20 protein-coding genes are annotated in these 22,583 nt (G+C 51.9%); 16 read left to right on the top strand and 4 right to left on the bottom strand.

Annotated features, from left to right (window positions below; translation table 11 throughout):
• Positions 1 to 316 precede the first annotated feature (316 nt).
• Both clpX and ACGG90_RS05315 read left to right on the top strand, forming a co-directional pair.
• Complete coding sequence (clpX, locus tag ACGG90_RS05320) at positions 317 to 1,570, top strand: ATP-dependent Clp protease ATP-binding subunit ClpX (protein ID WP_390406755.1); 1,254 nt, start codon at positions 317 to 319, stop codon at positions 1,568 to 1,570.
• 141 nt (positions 1,571 to 1,711) lie between these two features.
• Complete coding sequence (locus ACGG90_RS05315; RefSeq protein WP_390406752.1) at positions 1,712 to 2,236, top strand: DUF805 domain-containing protein; 525 nt, start codon at positions 1,712 to 1,714, stop codon at positions 2,234 to 2,236.
• Between the two features lie 27 nt (positions 2,237 to 2,263).
• On the opposite strand, the gene ACGG90_RS05310 is transcribed toward ACGG90_RS05315, so the two are convergent.
• The 4 genes from ACGG90_RS05310 to ACGG90_RS05295 all read right to left on the bottom strand — a co-directional run bounded on the left by ACGG90_RS05310 (position 2,264) and on the right by ACGG90_RS05295 (position 6,241).
• The gene (locus ACGG90_RS05310; RefSeq protein ID WP_390406750.1) at positions 2,264 to 3,643 is read right to left on the bottom strand and encodes an APC family permease; all 1,380 of its coding nucleotides are present in this window, start codon (positions 3,641 to 3,643) and stop codon (positions 2,264 to 2,266) included.
• Positions 3,644 to 3,660: 17 nt separating this feature from the next.
• Entirely contained in the window at positions 3,661 to 4,314 is a 654-nt protein-coding gene (locus ACGG90_RS05305) for a lysophospholipid acyltransferase family protein (RefSeq protein WP_390406747.1), read from the bottom strand.
• 198 nt (positions 4,315 to 4,512) lie between these two features.
• Positions 4,513 to 5,202 carry an NADPH-dependent F420 reductase gene (locus tag ACGG90_RS05300; protein WP_390406744.1) on the bottom strand — a complete coding sequence of 230 codons (690 nt, stop codon included), beginning with the start codon at positions 5,200 to 5,202 and terminating at the stop codon, positions 4,513 to 4,515.
• A 1-nt stretch (position 5,203) separates the two neighbouring features.
• On the bottom strand, positions 5,204 to 6,241 hold the full coding sequence (locus ACGG90_RS05295) for an LLM class flavin-dependent oxidoreductase (protein ID WP_390406742.1): 1,038 nt from the start codon (positions 6,239 to 6,241) through the stop codon (positions 5,204 to 5,206).
• Between the two features lie 158 nt (positions 6,242 to 6,399).
• Between ACGG90_RS05295 and ACGG90_RS05290 the strand changes: the two genes are divergently transcribed.
• The 14 genes from ACGG90_RS05290 to nusA all read left to right on the top strand — a co-directional run bounded on the left by ACGG90_RS05290 (position 6,400) and on the right by nusA (position 22,573).
• Entirely contained in the window at positions 6,400 to 7,134 is a 735-nt protein-coding gene (locus tag ACGG90_RS05290) for a tRNA1(Val) (adenine(37)-N6)-methyltransferase (RefSeq protein ID WP_390406739.1), read from the top strand.
• Positions 7,124 to 7,417 (top strand): GIY-YIG nuclease family protein, encoded by a 294-nt coding sequence (locus ACGG90_RS05285; protein ID WP_390406737.1) that lies wholly within the window; start codon positions 7,124 to 7,126, stop codon positions 7,415 to 7,417. The genes ACGG90_RS05290 and ACGG90_RS05285 overlap by 11 nt, the downstream gene beginning before the upstream one ends.
• Before the next feature lie 122 nt (positions 7,418 to 7,539).
• On the top strand, positions 7,540 to 8,316 hold the full coding sequence (rpsB, locus tag ACGG90_RS05280) for a 30S ribosomal protein S2 (RefSeq protein ID WP_390406734.1): 777 nt from the start codon (positions 7,540 to 7,542) through the stop codon (positions 8,314 to 8,316).
• A 92-nt stretch (positions 8,317 to 8,408) separates the two neighbouring features.
• On the top strand, positions 8,409 to 9,281 hold the full coding sequence (gene tsf, locus ACGG90_RS05275) for a translation elongation factor Ts (RefSeq protein ID WP_390406731.1): 873 nt from the start codon (positions 8,409 to 8,411) through the stop codon (positions 9,279 to 9,281).
• A gap of 66 nt (positions 9,282 to 9,347) precedes the next feature.
• Complete coding sequence (locus ACGG90_RS05270; protein ID WP_390406728.1) at positions 9,348 to 10,028, top strand: ribonuclease H1 domain-containing protein; 681 nt, start codon at positions 9,348 to 9,350, stop codon at positions 10,026 to 10,028.
• Between the two features lie 66 nt (positions 10,029 to 10,094).
• Positions 10,095 to 10,814 (top strand): UMP kinase, encoded by a 720-nt coding sequence (gene pyrH, locus ACGG90_RS05265; RefSeq protein ID WP_390406725.1) that lies wholly within the window; start codon positions 10,095 to 10,097, stop codon positions 10,812 to 10,814.
• A gap of 2 nt (positions 10,815 to 10,816) precedes the next feature.
• On the top strand, positions 10,817 to 11,374 hold the full coding sequence (frr, locus tag ACGG90_RS05260) for a ribosome recycling factor (RefSeq protein WP_390406722.1): 558 nt from the start codon (positions 10,817 to 10,819) through the stop codon (positions 11,372 to 11,374).
• Between the two features lie 200 nt (positions 11,375 to 11,574).
• Positions 11,575 to 12,318, top strand: a complete 744-nt coding sequence (locus ACGG90_RS05255) for an isoprenyl transferase (protein WP_390406719.1) — start codon at positions 11,575 to 11,577, stop codon at positions 12,316 to 12,318.
• Positions 12,319 to 12,333: 15 nt separating this feature from the next.
• Positions 12,334 to 13,122: a phosphatidate cytidylyltransferase gene (locus ACGG90_RS05250; protein WP_390406717.1), complete on the top strand. Its 789-nt coding sequence runs from the start codon at positions 12,334 to 12,336 to the stop codon at positions 13,120 to 13,122.
• A 21-nt stretch (positions 13,123 to 13,143) separates the two neighbouring features.
• On the top strand, positions 13,144 to 14,394 hold the full coding sequence (gene rseP / locus ACGG90_RS05245) for an RIP metalloprotease RseP (RefSeq protein WP_390406714.1): 1,251 nt from the start codon (positions 13,144 to 13,146) through the stop codon (positions 14,392 to 14,394).
• Positions 14,395 to 14,430: 36 nt separating this feature from the next.
• Positions 14,431 to 16,140 carry a proline--tRNA ligase gene (locus ACGG90_RS05240; RefSeq protein WP_390406712.1) on the top strand — a complete coding sequence of 570 codons (1,710 nt, stop codon included), beginning with the start codon at positions 14,431 to 14,433 and terminating at the stop codon, positions 16,138 to 16,140.
• Between the two features lie 179 nt (positions 16,141 to 16,319).
• Complete coding sequence (locus ACGG90_RS05235; RefSeq protein ID WP_390406709.1) at positions 16,320 to 20,660, top strand: PolC-type DNA polymerase III; 4,341 nt, start codon at positions 16,320 to 16,322, stop codon at positions 20,658 to 20,660.
• A 198-nt stretch (positions 20,661 to 20,858) separates the two neighbouring features.
• Positions 20,859 to 21,332 (top strand): ribosome maturation factor RimP, encoded by a 474-nt coding sequence (gene rimP, locus ACGG90_RS05230; protein WP_390406706.1) that lies wholly within the window; start codon positions 20,859 to 20,861, stop codon positions 21,330 to 21,332.
• A gap of 23 nt (positions 21,333 to 21,355) precedes the next feature.
• On the top strand, positions 21,356 to 22,573 hold the full coding sequence (nusA, locus tag ACGG90_RS05225) for a transcription termination factor NusA (RefSeq protein WP_390406704.1): 1,218 nt from the start codon (positions 21,356 to 21,358) through the stop codon (positions 22,571 to 22,573).
• Positions 22,574 to 22,583: the final 10 nt, after the last annotated feature.

The following is a 22,583-nucleotide window of genomic DNA, read 5'->3' as shown; positions in this document are numbered from 1 at the left end:
TGCCTTGGTTGCGGTGTTTAACAGGCGCGCCAACAATGCCGATTGTGCGTGCCATCAAGCCACGCAAACAGCGCTGCCAGGCACTTTACAAGGCAGGACCTTAAGCCAGCGTGAGAGGCGGGGGAGCATTGTTTGCTGGCGCAACTCGACTTGTTATTGGTGATTGCCAGTGACGTCTTGCGCTTTAGACTTACAAATGGTAGGCTAAATCCAGTCTAACCAGTTACCGTGGTTGACCGCCGGAAATCAGCGGTCGAAGCTTTGCACAAGCAAGCCAGTCTGGTATGATTGAAATAACAAGAAGGGGTTGAAGAATATGTTTGACAACGTGGAAACCACTGGTCCCGTTACCTGCAGTTTCTGTGGGAAATCGCAAGACCAAGTGAAGAAGATCGTTGCTGGCCCTGGCGTATATATTTGTAACGAATGCATTGAGCTATGTAAGCAGATCATCGATGAAGAGTTCAAAGAAGATGCCTACCAGAACTTGCTGGAAGTGCCTAAGCCAATCGAGATCTTGAAGATCTTGAACGACTATGTGATCGGCCAAGATGACGCCAAGCGGGCCTTGGCAGTGGCCGTGTACAACCACTACAAGCGTGTAAACCAAATGGAAGTTGCCGACAAAGGCGACACCGAATTACAGAAGTCCAACATTGCCTTGATCGGCCCAACTGGTTCCGGGAAAACGTTCCTGGCCCAAAGTCTGGCGCGGATCTTGAATGTGCCTTTTGCCATTGCCGATGCTACGACACTGACAGAAGCCGGCTATGTTGGTGAAGACGTGGAAAACATCTTATTGAAGCTGCTGCAAGCGGCTGATTATGATGTCGAACGCGCCCAAAAAGGCATCATCTATATCGATGAAATCGATAAGATCGCCAAGAAGTCCGAGAATGTTTCGATCACCCGTGATGTGTCCGGCGAAGGCGTCCAACAAGCGCTGCTAAAGATCTTGGAAGGCACCATTGCCAACGTTCCGCCGCAGGGGGGACGCAAGCATCCGCAACAAGAATTTATCCAAATCGACACGACCAACATCTTGTTCATCGTCGGCGGCGCCTTTGACGGCATTGAAACCATTGTCAAAAACCGCATGGGTGATAAGACCATCGGCTTTGGCGCCAGTGCGCCAGAAGCCGGTTATGACCCGAACAAGTCGGTGATGCAGCAAATCGTGCCTGAAGACTTGATGAAGTTCGGGATCATCCCTGAATTCATCGGCCGGATCCCGATCATTGCAGCGTTAGAGAAACTCACCGAAGACGATTTGGTCCACATCTTGACTGAACCGAAGAACGCTTTGGTCAAACAGTACCAGAAACTGCTGAGCTTAGACAACACCCAGCTGGAATTCACCACGCCGGCATTGCATGCGATCGCCCACAAAGCGATCGAACGCGACACCGGGGCGCGGGGCTTGCGCTCGATCATCGAAGCCGTGATGCAAGACTTGATGTTTGATTTGCCAAGCCGGCCAGAAGTGGTCAAGGCCGTGGTCACCAAAGCCGCCGTGCTTGGTACCGGCAAGCCGGAACTGGTTTTAGAAGACGGACAAGAAGCCTCATAATTGAATTGATCAGCAAAGCCGCGCCTGCCCATTCAAAGTGAATGCGCAGGCGCGGCTTTTGGTGCCGTCACGTGACAAAACTGTTAGCTCATGCGCAAAGCCGCTATGCGATAATTGAACCAGCAGCAAGGAGGCGACAAGATGGCCAAAGCAGAGCCCATCACGGCAGAACGGATGCATAATCGATATTATGGTGCCGGCGGTTTTTCGGCAATCGTCGCTTTTTTCGCCAATTACGTGAACTTCACCGGCCGCAGCACCCGGAGGGAATATTGGTGGATGCAGCTGTTTAGCTGGCTGTTTTCCATTGCAGCATTGATCGGCGTGATTTTTGCTGTGGTGTTTTTTGCCGTCACCCAAGCTGACACCAAAGTCTTGCAAGGTGCACCGTTTTGGGGCATGGTGGTCGGGTTGTTGGTGTATGTCGCCTTGATGTTTGCTGTGTTATTGCCTAGTTTAAGCTTGCCCATCCGCCGTTATCGCGATGCTGGCGTGCCTTGGTGGCTGTATGTCATTCAATTGGTGATCCGGCTTGGCACATTGGGGTGGCTGGGTGAAGATTCCAACGTGGCCATTGGCATTTATCTGGTGTTAAGCGTGATTACCATCGTCATTTGTGCCTTACCTAGTCAAGCTCAGCCAATCAAAAACGCGCAGGTCCGCTAATCACGGACTTGCGCGTTTTTGATTGGTTTAATGGATTTTGGCGTGGCGGAAGCCATAAGCGAAGTATACCACCATCCCAAAGGCAAACCAGATCAAGCTCATGAGCCAAGTTTCGGCTGACAGCTGACTCATCAACAGCAGGCAAAACAAGAAACTGATCACTGGGATCACCGGATAGCCTGGCACCTTAAAGCCGTCGTTGTTGATCAATTCATGTTTGCGCAAAGGGATAATGCCAATGGACACGAAGGCAAAGGCGATCAAAGTCCCGATATTGACCAAGTTCACCAGTTGCGTCAAAGGCACGAACCCGCCCATCACGGCAATAATCAAGGTTACCGTCCACAAGGCGTTAAGCGGCAATTGATTGGTGATTTTGCCAAACCAGCGCGGCAGCAAGTGATCACGGCCGATGGCGTAAACCAGGCGTGATGACGAATAAATCATCGTGACCATCATGGTAAACATTCCCGCCAACGCCCCTAAGGCGATGATGCCGGAAAGCTTGGGCTGATGGATGGCATTCAAGGCAAAAGACACCGGATCGGCAACGTCAAGTTTGGTGTAGCGCACGATCCCGGTTAACACGATGGCCACTGCGACATATAAGATCGTGGCAATGATCAGCGTGCCGATGATCCCGCGCGGCAAGGTCTTCTGCGGCCGCTTGACTTCTGGTGCTGAAGCCGACACCGCGTCAAAGCCTAAATAAGCAAAAAACACCGTTGATGCACCAGCCAGGATGCCTTTGGTGCCAAAAGGCAAATACGGATGCCAATTGGTGGGTTTAACATAGAAGACGCCCACGGCAATAAACAACAAGATGATGCCTAATTTGATCACCACCATGATGCGGTTGACGGCCATTGAGGTGCGCATGCCGCGCGACAACAGCACGCCGATCAGCAACACCACCACTACGGCGATCAAGTTGAAGTAGGTGCCATGCGCCGGATCAAAAGCTCCGGTGATCGCTTGAGGAATACGTAAACCAAAGCCGGCAATGAAACTTTGAAAATACGCCGCAAAGCTGGTCGATACAGCGGCCACCGCTAACATATATTCCAAAATCAAAGCCCAGCCGATGATCCAGCCGAAAATTTGACCAAAGACGATATTGCCATAGGCGTAGGCGGAGCCGGCTACCGGCAGCGCCGAGGCGAATTCGGCGTAACACATTGCCGCCAAACTGCACACAACTGCGGCTAAGATAAAGGATAAAGTGATTGCCGGGCCGGCAGTGGTGGCTGCGACGGTACCAGGCAGGATGAAGATCCCGGTGCCGATCACCGCGCCGATGCCCAAGGCGATCAAATCACGGGTGGTGAGGGTACGCGCCAGTTGATGATCGGCGTGCAAGGTTTGTGCAAGGTCAGGTTTAGCCGTCAGGCGCTGCCATAAATTCATGATCGGGTGACTTCTTTCTATTTAAGCTTGCCAGATTCTTTCTCTTCAAGGTATTTCTTCTGATCAGGAACATACACGAAATTCGGATCGATTTCTTTGTCCAGCTGATCAAAGGCCGCTTGCATCGTTTCGCCTAACGCTTTGGTGCGCTCGTCAGTCAAGCGGCCGGCTGGCACCTCGATTGGCGTGCCGAAGCGAATGGTCACCCGCTTGCGGGCCAAGAGCTTGGAGAACTTCACTGGGCCTTGATACACTGCCGGCACGATCGGAACTTTCGCCAGCTTCGCGATCAAGGCCGCGCCGCCTTTTAACTCGGTGGAGTAACGCGTGCCAGAAGGAAAAATGATGATCCCCAACTGCTGGTTTTTGATCATGCGCACTGGGGTTTTGATCACACTAGGACCTGGATTGGCGCGATCCACACCAAAGGCGTTAGCATGCGTCAAGATGAAGCGCAAGATCGGGTTATGAAAAAGTTCTCGCTTGGCCATGAAGCCAAATTTCTGCGGTGCTGCGGCCACGGCAAAGTAAATCGGATCCCACCAGGTCCGATGCGGGCCGACGAGAACATAGGGCCCATTAGGCAAGACGTCTTTGTTTTCATAATGGGCATTACCGTTAACCAGAAATAGCGCAATTCGCGCAACAACACGAATGAAAGAGTAGAACATAGCGATGCTCCCTTCGAGGCTTAAAATCTGTATTATTATACCATTTACTATTTTATGGCGCGAATCACCAGCGTTAACCGCGCCGCTTCCTCATAATATTCTCATCATAAAAGCGCTTGCTGAGCTGTTTAGTTCTGCAACCGTCAAAATAACCGGCCGTCTGCATCCCCATTGCAGGGACAAAGGCGGCCGGTTTGTTCAATGCGTGACAGATGAAGCTTGACGAGCGGCGGCAACCCGCAGGCCATAAGGCGACTGGCGGATCGTTTGATAAAGCGCAGCAAAGTCAGCAGTAGGCAGCGCCGCGCCAAACAACGGACTGCCAGGTTCCAACCAGATTCCTGCGGCTAAAGGTCCCAAATCGTATGGCGCAAAGCCGAAGCGTTGGATGAGCGCAGCAACTGGTTTGCGGATCTGGTCGTGATCGGTGGCATAAGCCATGGCCCGCGGCACTTGCGGGTGCCGCTCAACTTCGATTTCCAAGTCATGATAGCCCATGTGGTTGAAGGCTTTGGCCACCAGACTGTCAGTCAAGTGCGCTTGGGTGGCTTCGGCGCTGGAGTAGGTGAGGCTGGAGATGCGATTCATCGTGCCGTCGACTTCAGGCCAGAAGTTGGTGGCATCAAGTACCAGCTTGCCGGCTAAAGCCGCCGGGTCTAGGCGTTGCACTTGGGTCAATGGAATCGCCAAGATCACCACGTCGGCTTGGTTGAATAAAGTTGTGGCGTCGACGGTGGTGGCGCCAGGGGCTAAGGTGTCAATGATCCAGCGCAGTTCTGCCACAGACTTGCGCGATGCAATCAATACCGGATAATCGGCGTGCACCGCGAGTCTGGCTAAGGTGGTGCCTAGTTTGCCGGCGCCTAAGATGCCAATGGTTTCAACCATCTTATTCACCGCCTAACAATTCGCGTACCCGCGGAATCACTTTAGTGGCGTAATTGGTAATGGTTTGTTCCCGCTGGTGCACCAGTTGACCGCCGGTGCCGTACACCAAATCAAAGCGTGACATCTTCAAGGCGCGCATGTTCTTGGCGATTTTCTGCGCCACTTGTTCTGGGGTGCCGACATAATAAGCGCCGGCGTCGATTTCAAATTCGAAGCGGTCTTTAGTCATTGGCGCCCAGCCGCGATCGATGCCGATGCGATCCATTTCCTCTTTGATGTATTGCCAACCCACGCGCTTAGCTTCGGCGGCATCTTCTAAGATGATGCCATGCGCGTGCATCCCCAGCGGCAGCGGCGCTTTGCCCATTTTGGCACTGGCTTGTTGGTATAATTCGACATAAGGCAAGAAGCGGGTAGGCTCGCCGCCGATGATGGCGATCACCACCGGCAGATCATAATATACCGCGCGAATGATCGATTCCGGCGAGCCGCCCACGGCCAAGGTCGTTGGAATGGTTGCGCCGGCTGCCAGCTGCGGATAAACCGTGGTGTCGGTCAAGGATTGGGTGAAGTGGCCCGACCAGCTGAAAGACTGGTTGGCTTGCAGCTTCTGCCATAGCTTGATCTTCTCTTCAAACAATTCGTTATAATTCTCCAAATCAAAGCCAAACAAGGGATAGGATTCGGTAAAAGAGCCGCGCCCTAACATGATCTCAACGCGCCCGTCAGCCAAGCCGTAAAGCGTGGCGAAGCGCTCGCGCACCCGCACTGGATCATCAGACGACAGCACGGTGACTGCCGTGCCTAACTTGATGTGTTTGGTGGTGGCGGCCATGGCGCCAAGCACCACTTCTGGACTGGAAATGGCGAACTCGCTGCGGTGGTGTTCACCTAAAGCAATCAAATCAATGCCTAAGCGATCTGCCAGTTGTGCTTCTTTCACCACTTGTTGCAGGGTTTGGCCTGCAGTCATCGGTGTGCCGTCATCGAATTTGCCAATGTCACCAAATGTGTTTAACCCAAATTGATATGTCATCATTCATCCTCCATTACTTATTAAAAGTAAGTATAACGCCTTCATCGCAAAATGCAAGAGGCCGAATGAATTTTGCTGGCATTTAGAAAAGTTGAGTGCAGTTGGCTGCTTGGGTATACTAGAAGATGCATTTAACTTGGCGTCACGAAAGGACTTCTCCCATGACATTGCTTCCTGATGAACGCATTGACCAGCTTCAAGCTGCAGGCGTTAAGATCATCCAATCCAAATCAGTTTTTGCGTTCTCGCTGGATGCGGTATTGCTGGCTGACTTTGCTGAAATCAAACCGCGCAGCCGCGTGGTGGATCTGGCGGCTGGTAATGGGGCAGTGGGGTTGTTTGTGGCCAAGCGCACCAGCAACCAAGTGACGTTGATCGAGTTGCAAGCGCGCCTAGCCGACATGGCCCAACGTTCCGTGGCCTTAAACGGCTTCACGAATGTGGACGTGCACCAGCTTGATTTGAAAGATGCCGCGACTGTGGTGGCCAAAGATTCAGTGGATGTGGTGACGTGCAATCCGCCGTATTTCAAAGTTGCCAGCGGCCACGTCACCAATCCCAATGACCATTTGGCCTTGGCCCGGCATGAATTGACCACAAACTTTCAAATCGTCGCCGAAACTGCGGCAGGCTTGCTGAAGTATCAAGGCAAAGCGTTCTTTGTCCATCGTCCCGAGCGCCTTGAAGAATTGTTGCATACCTTGATGCAAGCGGGGCTAGCGCCAAAGCGCTTGCGCTTCATTCATCCCAAGGCCGATCGCGAAGCCAATATGGTGTTGATCGAAGCGATCCGCTCAGGCAAACCAGACGGCATTCGCATTCTGCCGCCATTGGTGGTTTATGATGCGAACGGTCAATATTCTCAAGCAGTGCAGGCGGCGTTATATGGCAAGTGATCAGAATTATTTCTTCTATATATTATTGTGTGCAGATGGCACTTTCTATGGCGGCTTCACCAATGATGTCAAAGCCCGCGTGGCAACGCATAATGCCGGGCGCGGCGCCAAGTACACCAAGCGCCGCTTGCCGGTGCGGTTGTTGTATAGCGAAGGCTTTGCCACCAAACACGATGCGCTGTCAGCAGAGTGGCACTTCAAGCATCAAAGCCGCCAAGCCAAAGAGCAATTCTTAACCGCGCACAAAATTACTTGGCAAGACTTGTCAAAGCGGCAGGCATAGCGTATAATTTTTCGAGTGTGATAAACACAAACCACATTGTGGTCGATCTTGGTCCGGGTGCTCGCGAGAGTCTGGCTAAGAGATGACGCCACAAGAGGAAAAAAACCTTATGGAGGACTATTATGTCTGTATTAAGCATGAAGCAACTGCTTGAAGCCGGTGTCCATTTCGGTCACCAAACCCGTCGTTGGAACCCTAAGATGAAGCCATTCATCTTCACGGAACGCAACGGTATCTACATCATCGATTTGCAAAAGACGGTTAAGATGATCGACGACGCTTACAACTTCGTTAAAGATGAAGCTGCGCAAGGCGGCATTTTCTTATTCGTTGGGACTAAGAAGCAAGCCCAAGACGCGATTGCTGAAGAAGCAACGCGTGCCGGCCAATACTACGTCAACCATCGTTGGCTTGGTGGGACTTTGACTAACTGGAACACCATCCAAACGCGGATCAAGCGCCTCAAGGACATCAAGAAGATGGCCACTGACGGCACTTTCGAAAAGCTGCCTAAGAAGGAAGTTTCCTTACTCAAGAAGCAAGAAGAAAAGCTCACCAAGTTCCTTGGCGGGATCGAAGACATGCCTCGCATCCCAGATGTGATCTTCATTGTTGACCCTCGCAAGGAAAAGATCGCCGTTTCTGAAGCCCAGAAACTCAACATCCCGATCGTGGCCATGGTTGATACTAACACTGACCCAGACGACATCGATGTCATCATCCCATCTAACGATGATGCGATCCGTGCCGTTCGCCTGATCACTGCCAAGATGGCTGATGCCGTTATCGAAGGCAACCAAGGTGAAGATCAAGAAGATGCCCCAGAACAACAAGCTGAGAATGCACCTGTTGATTCTATTGAAGACATCGTTGAAGCCGTTGAAGGCGACAACAAGTAATCACGAATTGAAGCCGTCTGTCGTTCTCGCTACTGCAAGATCTGCAGGCGGCTTTTTCTCAATTTAGACATCCCCAAGGAGGATCATTAACAATGGCTATTACCGCTGCTCAAGTGAAGGAATTGCGCGATCGCACGCAAGTCGGCATGATGGACGCCAAGAAGGCTTTGGTTGCCGCTGATGGCGACATGGACAAGGCTATCGACGTTTTACGTGAAAAAGGCCTGGCTAAGGCTGCTAAGAAGGCTGGCAACATTGCTGCTGAAGGTTTGGCTGAAATCGCCATTGACGGCAACGTCGCTGCTGTGGTGGAAGTTAACGCCGAAACTGACTTCGTGGCTTCTAACGACAAGTTCAAGAACTTTGTGACTGGCGTGGCGAAAACCGTTGCGGCCAACAAGCCTGCTGACCAAGCAGCCGCTTTGGCTTTAGACTTAGATGGTCAATCCATCGACAACGCAGCCAAGGCTTTGACTGCCGTCATCGGTGAGAAGATCTCCTTCCGCCGCTTTGCGATCGTTGAGAAGAACGACGGCGACCACTTCGGTGCCTACTTGCATAACGGCGGCCAAATCGCCGCTTTGGTGACGCTTGAAGGCGGCACTGATGAAGCAGCCCGCGACATCGCGATGCACGTGGCGGCCATCAACCCGAAGTACTTGGATCGTACCCAAGTGCCAGCTGACGAATTGCAACACGAAACTGACATCTTCACCGAAGAAACTAAGGCAGAAGGCAAGCCAGAAAAGATCGTGCCGCGCATCGTGGAAGGCCGCGTTAACAAGTGGTTGTCTGAGATTTCATTGGTTGACCAAGAATTCGTTAAGGATTCTGATAAGACCGTTGCTGAATACGCTAAGAGCGTTGATGCTTCCGTTAAAGGCTTCGTGCGTTTTGAAGTCGGCGAAGGCATCGAGAAGAAAGCCAACGACTTCGTTGATGAAGTCATGGGCCAAATCAAGTAAGCAACTTGACATGAAAGCGCCGCAGCTGCGGCGCTTTTTTTGCGGCAAGGCAAAGGATGGTAAACAATGGCGAAGAAGAATTATTATGCAGTGCGCAAAGGCAAGCAGCCTGGGATCTATCCGACTTGGGCGCAGGCTCAGCCGCAGGTGTCAGGCTTTTCTGGCGCCCAATATGCCGGCTTTGCCACCAAAGCCGAAGCAGAAGCGTTCATGCAAGGCCAACAGCCTGCATCAGCGGCTAAAGCAGCACACAAAACCACTGGGTATACTGTCGTTGATTCAGATGCTGCTATTAATGCCCATATCGCGCGCTTGGCGCCTGACGAAGTGATCGCCTTTACCGATGGCTCCTACAATAAGGCCACCGCCCAATATGCTTATGGCGTGGTCTTGATCACGACTGCAGGCGAGCTGCATTTGGCCAAAGCCATTGATGCTCCAGCCGGCGCTGATACCCATCAAGTCCAAGGCGAAGTCACCGCAGTTGAACAGGCCATTACTTGGGCCTTGGCCCATGGCAAAACGGCCATTTGGATCTACGCAGATTATTTAGGCGTGCATGAATGGGGCCATGGCTCATGGCGCGCCAATGCCCCAGTGGCCAAGCAATATCAGCAATTCATCAAGGCCCATGATGCACAATTGGCGATTCATTTTGTCAAAGTACACTCACATGATCAAACCCATCCGATCGCCTTGAATGAAGAAGTGGATCTGCTGGTGAAGCAGACACTGGGCTTGCGGTGAATTCCTGTGCTGTGATGCAGGGATTATGGTAAACTGTTACTAGTAAATACGAAGGGAATCGTGACAATGGTTAAATATAAACGTATCGTGCTCAAAGTGAGCGGGGAAGCGCTCGCCGGCAAGGCAGGCTTTGGCATCAAGCCGCCAGTGATCGGCGACATCGCCGCTGAAATCAAAGCAGTGCACGATTTAGGCGTGCAAATCGCCATCGTTTGCGGCGGCGGCAACATCTGGCGCGGCGAAACCGGTGCTGAAATGGGCATGGAACGCGCGCAAGCTGATTACATGGGGATGTTGGCCACGGTGATGAACGGCTTGGCTTTGCAAGACAGCCTGGAGAACTTAGGGGTGCCAACGCGGGTGCAGACTTCCATTGAAATGCGCCAAATCGCCGAACCATACATTCGCCGCAAAGCCGTGCGCCACTTGGAGAAAGGCCGCGTGGTGATTTTCGCTGGCGGCACAGGCAACCCGTACTTCTCCACTGATACCACTGCTGCATTGCGCGCTGCTGAAATCAACGCCGATGTGATCTTGATGGCTAAGAATGGTGTCGATGGCGTTTATGATGCCGATCCGAACAAAGTCGACACCGCCACGAAGTTTGATTCCCTGACCCACTTAGACATCATCAACAAGGGCTTGAACGTGATGGATTCCACCGCCAGCACCTTGTCGATGGATAATGATATTCCGCTGGTGGTTTTCAACTTGAACGAACCCGACAACATCAAGCGCGTCGTTGAAGGCGAGAACATCGGCACCACGATTCGAGGAGGAAAGTAATCTTGGCTAACGAAATTATTACTGCGGCAAAGGCCAACATGGCCAAGTCACAAGAAGCATTGTCACGCGAACTCGGCGGCATCCGCGCCGGCCGTGCCAATGCCGGCTTGCTTAACCGCATCGAAGTCGAATATTATGGCGTGCAAACACCGCTGAACCAAATGGCTGCCATCACGACCCCAGAACCGCGGGTGTTGATGGTCACACCTTATGACAAGTCGGTGCTTAAAGAAATCGAAGCAGCCATCAACATGTCGGATCTGGGCATCAACCCAGCCAACGACGGCTCTGCGATCCGTTTGGTGATCCCGCAACTGACTGGGGAACGCCGCCAAGAGCTGGCCAAAGAAGTCGGCAAGTACGCCGAAGAAGCGAAAATCGCCGTGCGCAATATTCGCCGCGAAGCTTTGGATAAGCTCAAAAAGCAAGAAAAAGCCAGTGAGATCACCGAAGACGACTTGCATCGTTTCGAAAAAGACGTCCAAAAGATCACTGATGATGCCACCAAAGGCATCGATCAAATCGCAGCGGACAAAGAACAAGAAATCACTGCAGGCTAACTTGCGCATCAGGCCCACCGCCAATTGGCTGGTGGGCCTTTTGTTGTGCGGCTTGGCCTTTGATCAACGCACCAGACAAGAAATTCGGTGACATTATCGGATTCTTATGGCTGTAATCGTGTCGCGCACCTACACCCGCGTGGCGTTTTCTGCTACAATCATTAAGAATGGCTCACGCCAAATCAGAAGGAGGCATCCATTTGGCTAATTTGAACACGCCACTGGACCCAACGCGGATCCCACAGCACGTTGCGATCATCATGGATGGCAATGGGCGCTGGGCGAAGAAGCGCATGTTGCCGCGCATCGCCGGGCACAAGCAAGGCATGGAAGTGGTTAAGACCATCACCATCGCCGCCAGTCACTTAGGCGTCAAGGTGTTGACTTTGTATGCATTCTCAACTGAGAACTGGAAGCGACCCCAAGGCGAAGTCAGCTATTTAATGAAGCTGCCAGTTGATTTCTTCGGGACCTTTGTGCCTGAATTGATCAAAGAAAACGTCCAAGTCCGCGTCATGGGCGGCATTGATGCATTGCCTAAGCCCACCCAAAAAGCGGTGCACGACGCGATTGAAGATACCAAGCACAATACCGGTTTGATCTTAAACTTCGCGTTAAATTATGGCGGGCGCGATGAGCTGGTCCAAGCCACGCAACAAATCGCGCGGCAGGTGCAAGTTGGCGCCTTGGATCCGGCTGAAATCGATGCGACTACCATCAGTTCGAATCTGATGACGGCCAACCTCGGCGAATTGGCTGATCCGGACTTGTTGATCCGCACCAGCGGCGAAGAGCGGATCTCGAATTTCTTGTTGTGGCAATTGGCGTATAGCGAAATGGTGTTCACAGATACTTTATGGCCCGATTTCACCGCGCAGACTTTGCAAGCCGCCATTGCGGCTTATCAAAGTCGTGATCGGCGCTTTGGCGGGCTTTCCAAATAGGAGGACGAGCAGAATATGAAACAACGGGTCATTACAGCCGTTGTCGCCTTGATTATTTTTATCCCGATTTTGGCGGCAGGCGGCATTTGGCTGGAAATCGCGGCAAGCGTCTTAGCCGTTGTGGCGATTTCCGAATTGTTCATCATGCGCAAGCGCATCGTGATGTCTGCGGACTTCTTGTTTGCAGCACTAGGCACTTTGTTGGTAGTTTTTCCAGACAGTTACTTCAAGTGGCTGCCGCAACATATCAACCGCTTGGATCTGATTTACTTAGCGGTGGTGTGCTTGCTTTTGGTGACTGTCGCCACGCGCAATCACACCAGCTTCGATGATGTGGCGGTGTCGACTTTGGGCTTGTTTTATATCGGCACCGGGTTTCACGCGCTGATCACCTTGCGTAATGGGGCAGGGTTAGATACGTTGATGTTTGCGATGCTGATCGTCTGGTTGACGGATTCTGGGGCCTACATGGTGGGCCGCAAGTTAGGCAAGCACAAGTTGTGGCCGGCGATTTCGCCGAACAAAACTTGGGAAGGCAGCATTGGCGGCAACATCGTGGCCTTGATCTTTGCCGCGATTTACTTGCATTTCTTCCCGCAGTATTACAGTTTCTGGCCAATGATGGGGATCGCCTTGTTCTTGTCAGTCGTTGGTCAACTTGGCGATTTGGTAGAATCGGCGTTGAAGCGCTACTATGGCGTCAAAGATTCAGGCAAAATTTTGCCTGGGCATGGCGGCATTTTGGATCGTTTCGACAGCATGCTGCTGGTGTTTCCAATGTTGCATTTATTTGGGATCATCTAACTTGGAAACGGAGGCGATTTAATGACGACGATCATCGCGTTTATTGTGGTGTTTGTGATCTTGGTGCTGGTGCATGAATTCGGCCATTACTTCTTTGCCAAACGCTCAGGCATTCTGGTGCGTGAGTTCTCCATCGGCATGGGGCCAAAGCTGATCGCAACGCGCAAGAACAACACCACTTACACCTTGCGCTTGTTGCCTTTAGGCGGCTATGTGCGCATGGCTGGCTGGCAAGATGAAGAAGATGAAGAAGATGAAGTCAAACCTGGTACGACTTTGACCTTGACGCTTAATGATGCCGGGATCGTGACGCGGATCAACACGTCCAATAAGGTGACCTTGCAAGGCGGACTGCCGGTGCAAGTGGATCATATTGATCTGGTTGATGACTTGATGATCCAAGGATACGAATATGGCGATGACACCCAATTGAAGACTTGGCACGTTGATCACGATGCCACCATCATCGAAGAAGACGGCACCGAAGTCGTCATCGCCCCCAGTGACGTGCAATTTCAAAATGCCAGTGTCTGGCGCCGCTTGTTGGTGAATTTCGCCGGACCGCTGAACAACTTTATTCTGGCGATTGTGGCGTTTATTGTGGTGGGCTTTATGGCCGGGGCGCCAGTAGCCAATACCAATCAAATCGGCGCGGTACAAGCCGGTTCGCCAGCGGCTAAAGCCGGCTTACAAGCCAATGCCCATATTCAACAAATCAACGGCACCAAGATCTCAAGCTTTGCTGATTTGCAACAAGCTGTGCAACAAGCTGACGGCAAAACCTTGCAGGTCAAAGCGGTGCAAGCTGGCAAAACCGCCACTTTGGCAATCAAGCCGACTAACAAAGGCGTCATCGGCGTTACCCAGCACATGGACCGCTCAGCAACTGCGGCGATCGCCTATGGCTTCACCCAGACTTGGTCGCTGACCACGCGCATCTTCAGCGTGTTAGGCTCGATGGTCACCGGCGGCTTCAGCTTGAATAAGCTGGCCGGGCCGGTGGGGATCTACACCATGACCGCCAGTTACGCTGCTAATGGTGTGCTGGGGCTGATCGTGTTCTTGGGTTATTTAAGTTTGAATTTAGGCATCATGAACCTGATCCCGATTCCAGTGTTAGACGGCGGCAAGATCTTATTGAACTTGATCGAAGTCGTGCGCCGCAAACCGATTTCTCGGGAGAAAGAAGGCATCGTGACGATGATCGGTGCCGGTTTAATGGTCTTGCTGTTGGTTGCCGTGACGATCAACGATATCTTACGCCAGTTCTAGCTGGTAAATTATTGCTTTTGGAGGCAAAATTCTGTTATGAAACAATCGCGAATGTTTATCCCGACGGTTAAAGAAGTTCCTGCTGACGCCGTTGCCAAGTCCCACAAAATGATGTTGCGTTCCGGCTTCGTGCGTCAGGTGTCTGCCGGCGTTTATGCTTATCTGCCGCTGGCCGAACGGGTCTTGCACAACATCGATGCCATCATCGATGATGAAATGCAAAAAATCGACGCCGTTAAGATGCGCATGCCTGCGATCATTCCTGCAGAACTGTGGGAAGAATCCGGCCGTTACGCCACTTATGGCCCTGAATTGTACAAGTTCAAGAATCGCCATGACCGCGCCATGATCTTAGGGCCTACCCATGAAGAAACCTTCACCGACATGGTCAAGAATTCGCTGAATTCTTACAAGAAGATGCCTTTGGTGTTGTACCAAATCCAAGACAAATTCCGCGATGAAGATCGGCCGCGTTACGGCGTGTTGCGCGGACGCGAATTTATCATGCAAGATGCGTATTCCTTTACGGCTAACGAAGACGACTTAGACGCCATTTACAAACAAATGGAGAAAGCCTATGTCAACATCTTCAACCGGGTGGGCTTAGACTTCCGCACCATCATCGGCGATGGCGGCGCGATGGGCGGCAAAGACTCCAAGGAGTTCTCTGCAGTGGCCGCGATCGGCGAAGACACCATCGTGTATTCTGACGCTTCCGATTACGCAGCCAACTTGGAAATGGCCACCAGCATGACCATGCCGCAAACTTCCCATGAAGAAGCACAACCAATGGCTGCGATTGACACCGGCGACGCTAAGACCATCGATGAAGTGGCTGGTTTGTTGAACATTGAAGCCAGCCAATTGATCAAGTCGGTGTTGTTTATCGCCGACGAGAAGCCAGTGTTGGCTTTGGTGCGCGGCGATTATGAAGTCAATGACGTCAAGCTCAAGAACTTGTTGGGCGCCGACTTCTTAGACATGGCCACACCAGCGCAAGTTGAAGAATACTTGCATTGTGCCGTGGGCAACGTCGGCCCAGTCGGCGTCGATGAACAGGTTCAAGTGATCGCCGACTTATCCTTGCAAGGCCGCACCAACTTAGTGGCTGGGGCCAACGAAGCAGGCAAGCACTTGCAGAATGTCAACTTAGACCGCGACTTTGAACCAAGCCAATATGCGGATATTCGCTTTGTCACAGAAGGCGAAGTTTCGCCAGACGGCCAAGGTGTGTTGCACTTCACTCGCGGGATTGAAATCGGCCATATCTTCAAACTTGGCACCCGCTATTCCAAGAGCATGGGCGCTAACTTCTTAGACGAGAATGGCCGGGCCCAACCGATCATTATGGGCTCTTATGGGATCGGGGTTTCGCGGCTGCTTAGTGCCGTGGCGGAACAACAAGCCGACGACAACGGGCTGGTATGGCCGAAGAACATCGCACCGTTTGACGTGCATGTGATCCCGGTCAACATGAAGAAAGCCGAACAGAAAGACTTGGCAGAAGCGATTACCAGCCAGCTTGAAGACGCTGGCTACAGCGTGCTGCTTGATGATCGCAACGAACGCCCTGGGGTCAAATTCGCAGATTCCGATTTGATCGGGGTGCCAATGCGTATCACTGTTGGCAAGAAAGCCGCCGATGGCATCGTGGAACTGAAATTACGCAAATCCGGCGAAACGCTTGAAGTTAAGCAAGCCGAGTTGCTGAATTCTTTGCCGATTTTATTAGACCAATTGAACTGATCCTCGTTTTGTGATATTCAGATAGACCTGTGAAACCCGGTAGTGGTTTCACAGGTCTTTGTTATACTGACACCCACACCCTGCGGTTGGGACTTGTTGCAGCTTAGAAAAACAGTTAAGCTAGATGCATCATGATCACTGCGGTTGCGTACCGCGACTAAGAAGGGAGCCCGGTTTTTTTGGCTTTATCCAAACACGAAATGTTTATGAAGTTGTTAGAGCAGCTTCAATTGCCTGATGACCTCGCCAATTATGCAGGTTTTCAAACTGCCACCGTCGAACAAGTGGCGGTGCATACCAAATCCCGCCGCTACGATTTCACCATCGGCGTTGATGAGATCTTGCCAGTGGCGGTGTTTACGCCGTTTGAGCAACATTTGCAAGCCGCGTTTAAAGACATTGCTGCGGTGGCTTTGGCGATCCGCGCCGAGACGCCGAGTTTTGATCAAGCCTTGCTAGCCGGCTATTGGCCATATGTGGTGGCCCATGCCGGCATTGACTCAAGCTTGGTTTATGAACTGTGCGCCAAGCAAGAACCGCGCTTAGATGACGGGCGCGTCAGCTTAAGCGCCGAGAATGAGCCGGTGCGCCAGTTCTTGATCAACCAAGGCCTAGGCAAGCTTGAAGCCACCTATCATGCCGTGGGCTTCTCGACGCTGCATCTCAATGCTGACGTTGATCAAGCCGCCGCTGATGCCCAAATCGAAGCCTTCAAAGCCCAGAAGGCCCAAGAAGCTGCCGAAATGGCCAAACGTGCCGCTGAAGTGGTGCAGCAGCGCCAAGCCGCCCAAGCCCAAGACCCTAATGCCGGCAGCGGTCCGGTTCAATTAGGCCGCGGCATCAAAACCAATGACGAACCTCAACAAATGGTGGCCATTACGCAAGAAGAGCGTTCAGTGATCATTGAAGGCTATGTTTTTGATGTTGAGGTCCGGGCTTTGCGCTCCAAGCGCAAGCTGTTGATGGTGAAGATCACCGATTACACCTCAAGTTTCATCGTGAAGAAATTCTCCAACAATGCCGAAGATGAAGCGACTTTTGATCGGATCAAACAAGGCATGTGGCTGCGCGTGCGCGGGTCGGTGCAAGAAGACAACTTCTCGCGCGAGCTCACTGTCATGGCCCAAGATATGCAAGAAGTGAAGCATGCCAAGCCCCAAGACAACGTTGAAGGGGACAAGCGCATTGAATTACACTTGCACACCAACATGTCTACGATGGATGGGATGACCAGCATCACTGATTATGTCAACCGGGCCAAAGACTGGGGCCACACTGCCATTGCCGTGACAGATCATGCCGGCTTACAGGCGTATCCAGAAGCGCATACCGCAGCTGGCAAAGCCGGCATCAAGATGATCTACGGCGTGGAAGTCAACTTAGTCGATGACGGCACCCCGGTGGCTTATAACGCCGATGAGCCGCGTGATTTGGCAGCCGCTGAATATGTGGTGTTTGATATTGAAACCACCGGCTTGTCGGCGGTTTATGATAAAATCATCGAAATCGCGGCGGTGAAGATGAAAGACGGCAAGGTCATCGATGAATTCGAAGAGTTGTTAGATCCTGGTTTCCCCTTGTCAGAATTCACCATTAACTTGACGCACATCACCGATGACATGGTGCACGGTTCTAAATCCGAAGCCCAAGTGCTCAACGAATTCCGTCAATTCTGTGAAGGCACGATCATGGTCGGGCATAACGTGACGTTTGATGTGGGCTTTATCAACGCCGGCTATCGGCGCTTGGATGAAGAAGCGATCGCCAATCCGATCATTGATACCTTGGAATTGTCGCGCATGCTGCATCCGGAACGCAAGAATCACAAGTTGGACACCTTGACGAAGGCTTACAAAATTTCCTTGGAGAACCATCACCGGGCCAATGCCGATTCTGAAGCCACCGGTTATTTGCTATACGCCTTAGAGAAAGAAGCCGCCAAGCAGTACGACATCACCACTTTAGACAAGCTGAATTCTCGCGTCGGTGCCGGCAATGCTTGGCAGCAAAGCCGGCCCAGCCATGCGATCATCTTAGCCAAGACCCAAGCCGGCTTGAAGAACTTATTTAAGCTGGTATCGATGTCAAACGTTGAGACGTATTACCGCATGCCGCGAGTGCCGCGCAGTCGCTTGCAGAAAATGCGTGAAGGCCTGGTGGTGGGTTCAGCGTGTGCCAGCGGGGAAGTCTTCTCGGCGATGATGCAAAAAGGCTACGCTGATGCCTTGGAGAAAGCCAAGTTCTATGACTACTTAGAAGTGCAGCCGCTGGCCAATTACTTGCCGCTTAAAGAAGCGGAACTGATCAAGAGCGATGCGCATCTCAAAGACATCATTTCAAACATCATCAAGATCGGTCACAGCTTAAACAAGCCAGTGGTCGCGACTGGTGACGCGCATTATTTGGATCCAACTGATGCGATTTATCGCAAGATCTTGATCCATTCGCAAGGCGGGGCTAACCCCTTGAACCGCCACAGCTTGCCTGACGTGCATTTTCGCTCAACGCAAGAAATGCTGGAAGACTTCTCTTGGCTGCCTGCAGATCAAGCACATGCGCTGGTGGTAGACAATACCCATGTGGTGGCAGATTGGATCGATGGGGAGATCACCCCAGTTAAAACCACGCTGTACACGCCAGACATTCCCGGCGTTAAAGAAAACCTCACCAAAGATGTCATGGATACGGCGCATCGGTTATATGGCGATCCGCTGCCGGAAATCGTCGATGCCCGCTTGAAGAAGGAACTTAAATCCATCATCGGCAACGGGTTTGCGGTGATTTATCACATCGCCCAACAATTGGTATTGAAGTCCAACAAAGACGGTTACTTGGTTGGGTCGCGTGGTTCTGTGGGCTCAAGTTTGGCGGCGACCATGTCTGGGATCACTGAAATCAACCCGCTGCCGCCGCATTATCGCTGCCCGAAGTGTCAATATTCTGAGTTCTATACCAAAGGCGAATATGGTTCCGGCTTTGACTTGCCGGACAAACAATGTCCCAAGTGCGGCACGGAATTAGTCAAAGACGGCCAAGATATCCCCTTTGAAACCTTCTTAGGCTTCAAAGGCGATAAGGTGCCTGATATCGATTTGAACTTCTCTGGCGACTATCAAGCCGTGGCGCATAACTATATCAAAGTTTTGTTCGGGGAAGACCATGCGTTTCGGGCCGGGACCATCGGCACCGTCGCGGATAAAACTGCCTATGGTTATGTCAAAGCTTACGAACGCGACACCGGCCAAATGTTGCGCGGGGCCGAAATCGATCGTTTGGCCAAAGGCGCTACCGGCGTCAAACGCACCACCGGCCAGCATCCTGCCGGGATCTTGATCGTGCCGGAAAACATGGACATTTATGATTTCTCACCGATCCAATACCCAGCAGATGATCAGAATGCCGCTTGGAAAACGACCCACTTTGATTTTCACTCGATTCACGACAACATTTTGAAGATGGATGTCCTAGGCCATGATGATCCGACGATGATCCGCATGCTGCAAGATCTGTCCGGCGTGGAACCTAAGACGATCCCCATGGATGATCCCGGCGTGATGTCGCTGTTTTCCAGCACGGAAGCGCTAGGGGTAACGCCTGAGCAGATCAATTCCAAGACCGGCACGCTTGGTGTGCCGGAATTTGGGACCCGCTTTGTGCGCGGCATGCTTGAAGAAACGCATCCCAAGAAATTCTCTGAATTGCTGCAGATCTCAGGGCTTTCTCATGGGACTGATGTGTGGTTAGGCAACGCCGAAGAATTGATCAAGAACAAAGTCGTCACCATCAAAGAAGTGATCGGCTGTCGTGATAACATCATGATGGATTTGATCCACTGGGGGATGGATGATTCCATGGCCTTTAACATCATGGAATTCGTCCGTAAAGGCCGCGGGATCAAAGACGAATGGCAAGAAGCCATGCGGGCCAATGAGAATGTGCCGGATTGGTATATCGATTCGTGTTTGAAGATCAAATACATGTTCCCGAAAGCCCATGCGGCAGCGTATGACTTGATGGGGCTGCGGATCGCTTGGTTCAAAGTCTATTTTCCGCTGGTGTATTACGCCTCATACTTCTCAGTGCGCGCTGAAGACTTTGATTTAGCCGCGATGAGCCATGGCAAAGACGCTGTTAAAGCGGCGATGAAAGAAATTTCTGACAAAGGCATGGATGCTTCAGCCAAAGAGAAGAACTTGCAAACCGTCTTAGAGTTGGTCAACGAATGCTTGGAGCGCGGTTTCAAGATCCAAATGGTGGACATCAACAAGTCTGACGCCCATGATTTCTTGATTGTCGACGACCACACGCTGTTGGCGCCGTTTCGCGCAGTGCCGGGCTTAGGCGACAACGTGGCCAAACAAATCGTTTCCGCCCGGGAAGAAAAGCCATTCTTGTCTAAAGAAGATCTGGCCACCCGCGGCAAAGTCTCCAAGACGTTGATCGATTACATGACTGAAAACCATGTGTTGGATGCCTTGCCAGATGAGAACCAACTGTCGCTGTTTGAAGAATTGTTCTAAACGCAGCCAAGTTTGATGCCGGTAACCATGATTTACCGTGCTAATCGGCTGTCAAGTGTTTTCACCAGACACGGCTTGCATCTTGCGTTTTCATGTGGTAAATTATTAGTAGTAATTATGATGTCGGCGGGGAGTGAGCAGCGATGCTCACTCTTTTTCATGGCCGACACAACTTCAAACTGATTAAGGGGGGGAAGCATGAGTACAGTCGTTGAAACCGTGTCGCAGATCGTTACTCCGATCCTCGACGCGAATGGCTTTTATCTCAGCGATATCGAGTTTGTCAAAGAAGGTGGCAGCTGGTATCTGCGGGTCTATATCGACAAGCCGGGAGGCATCAACTTAAACGAGTGCGTACTCGTTTCCGAGAGCCTATCTGAGAAGCTTGACGCGATGGATCCTGATCCGATCCCGCAAGCGTATTTTCTGGAAGTTTCAAGTCCGGGTGCTGAACGGCCGTTGAAAACTGCCGCCGACTTCGAGAATGCCGTGGGCGAATATATCCACATCTCGTTGTTTGCCAAAGTCGACAACAAGAAGGTCTACGAAGGCACACTCAAGGAACTGAGCGAAGATACACTGACTTTGACGCTGAAAGACAAAGCTCGCAAGTTCGACAAGACCTTCGAGCGGGCAGCGATTGCCAAGGCGCGCTTAGCCATTGAGTTTTAATTTGATATCAAAGGGAGATCAACATGTCTAAGGAAATGATTGAGGCACTAGACGCCTTAGAACAAGAAAAAGGCGTGAAGAAAGAGATCGTCATCGACGCGCTCGAACAAGCCTTGGCCAGTGCATACAAGCGCAACTATAACCAAGCGCAAAACGTCGAAGTGACTTTTGACAAAGACCGCGGCGACATTCACGTTTATGCAGTCAAAGAAGTCACCGAAGAAGTTTTCGATTCCCGCTTGGAAGTGAGTCTCAAAGATGCGTTGGCCATCAACCGTGCATATGAAATCGGCGATGAGATCCGCTTTGAAGTCACACCCAAAGACTTCGGCCGGATCGCTGCGCAAACCGCCAAGCAAGTGATCATGCAACGGGTACGCGAAGCCGAACGCGCAATCGTCTATGATGAATATTCACAATATGAAGAAGAGATCATGACCGGGGTCGTGGAACGACGCGACAACAAGTTCATCTATGTGAACCTCGGCAAGATCGAAGCGGTGTTAGGCAAGCAAGATCAAATGCCTAACGAACACTACGAAGCCCACGATCGCATCAAAGTCTTCGTCACCAAGGTGGAGAATGCCACCAAGGGCCCGCAAGTCTTCGTTTCGCGAACTAACCCGGGTTTGGTCAAGCGCTTGTTTGAACAAGAAGTGCCAGAAATTTTCGACGGGGTCGTTGAAATTGCCGGCATCGCTCGCGAAGCTGGCGATCGCACCAAGATCGCGGTGCGTTCCAACAACCCAAGCGTCGACCCAGTCGGCACTACTGTTGGGCCTAAAGGCGCGCGGGTGCAAGCCGTGGTTAACGAATTGTCCGGCGAGAACATGGACGTTGTGCAATACGAAGAAGATCCAGTCGATTACATCGCCAACGCCTTGAACCCGGCGCAAGTCATCGCTGTGCAATTTAACGACGAAGACAACGACCGCTCCTGCACGGTGATCGTGCCGGATTATCAGCTGTCGTTGGCCATCGGTAAGAAAGGGCAGAATGCCCGCTTGGCGGCTAAGCTGACCGGCTACAAGATCGACATCAAGCCGGAATCTGAAGTTGAATTCGTCGATGACGATGAGTTTGCCGAAGATGATGCCGCTGTGGCTGATCAAACTGCCGTTGAAGCCGATGATGCCGCCGAGTCTGATGTCGCTGAAGCTGATGCCGATGTTAAAGCCCCGGCTGAAGACGCAAAAGCGCCTGCTGATGAGGCACCAACCACCGGCGCTGATGAGGCATAAGGAGGCAAAG

Origin of the sequence: Lacticaseibacillus jixiensis (genome assembly GCF_042847315.1) — a bacterium.
GTDB lineage: Bacteria > Bacillota > Bacilli > Lactobacillales > Lactobacillaceae > Lacticaseibacillus > Lacticaseibacillus jixiensis.
This window is presented reverse-complemented; position numbering and strand designations above follow the sequence as displayed.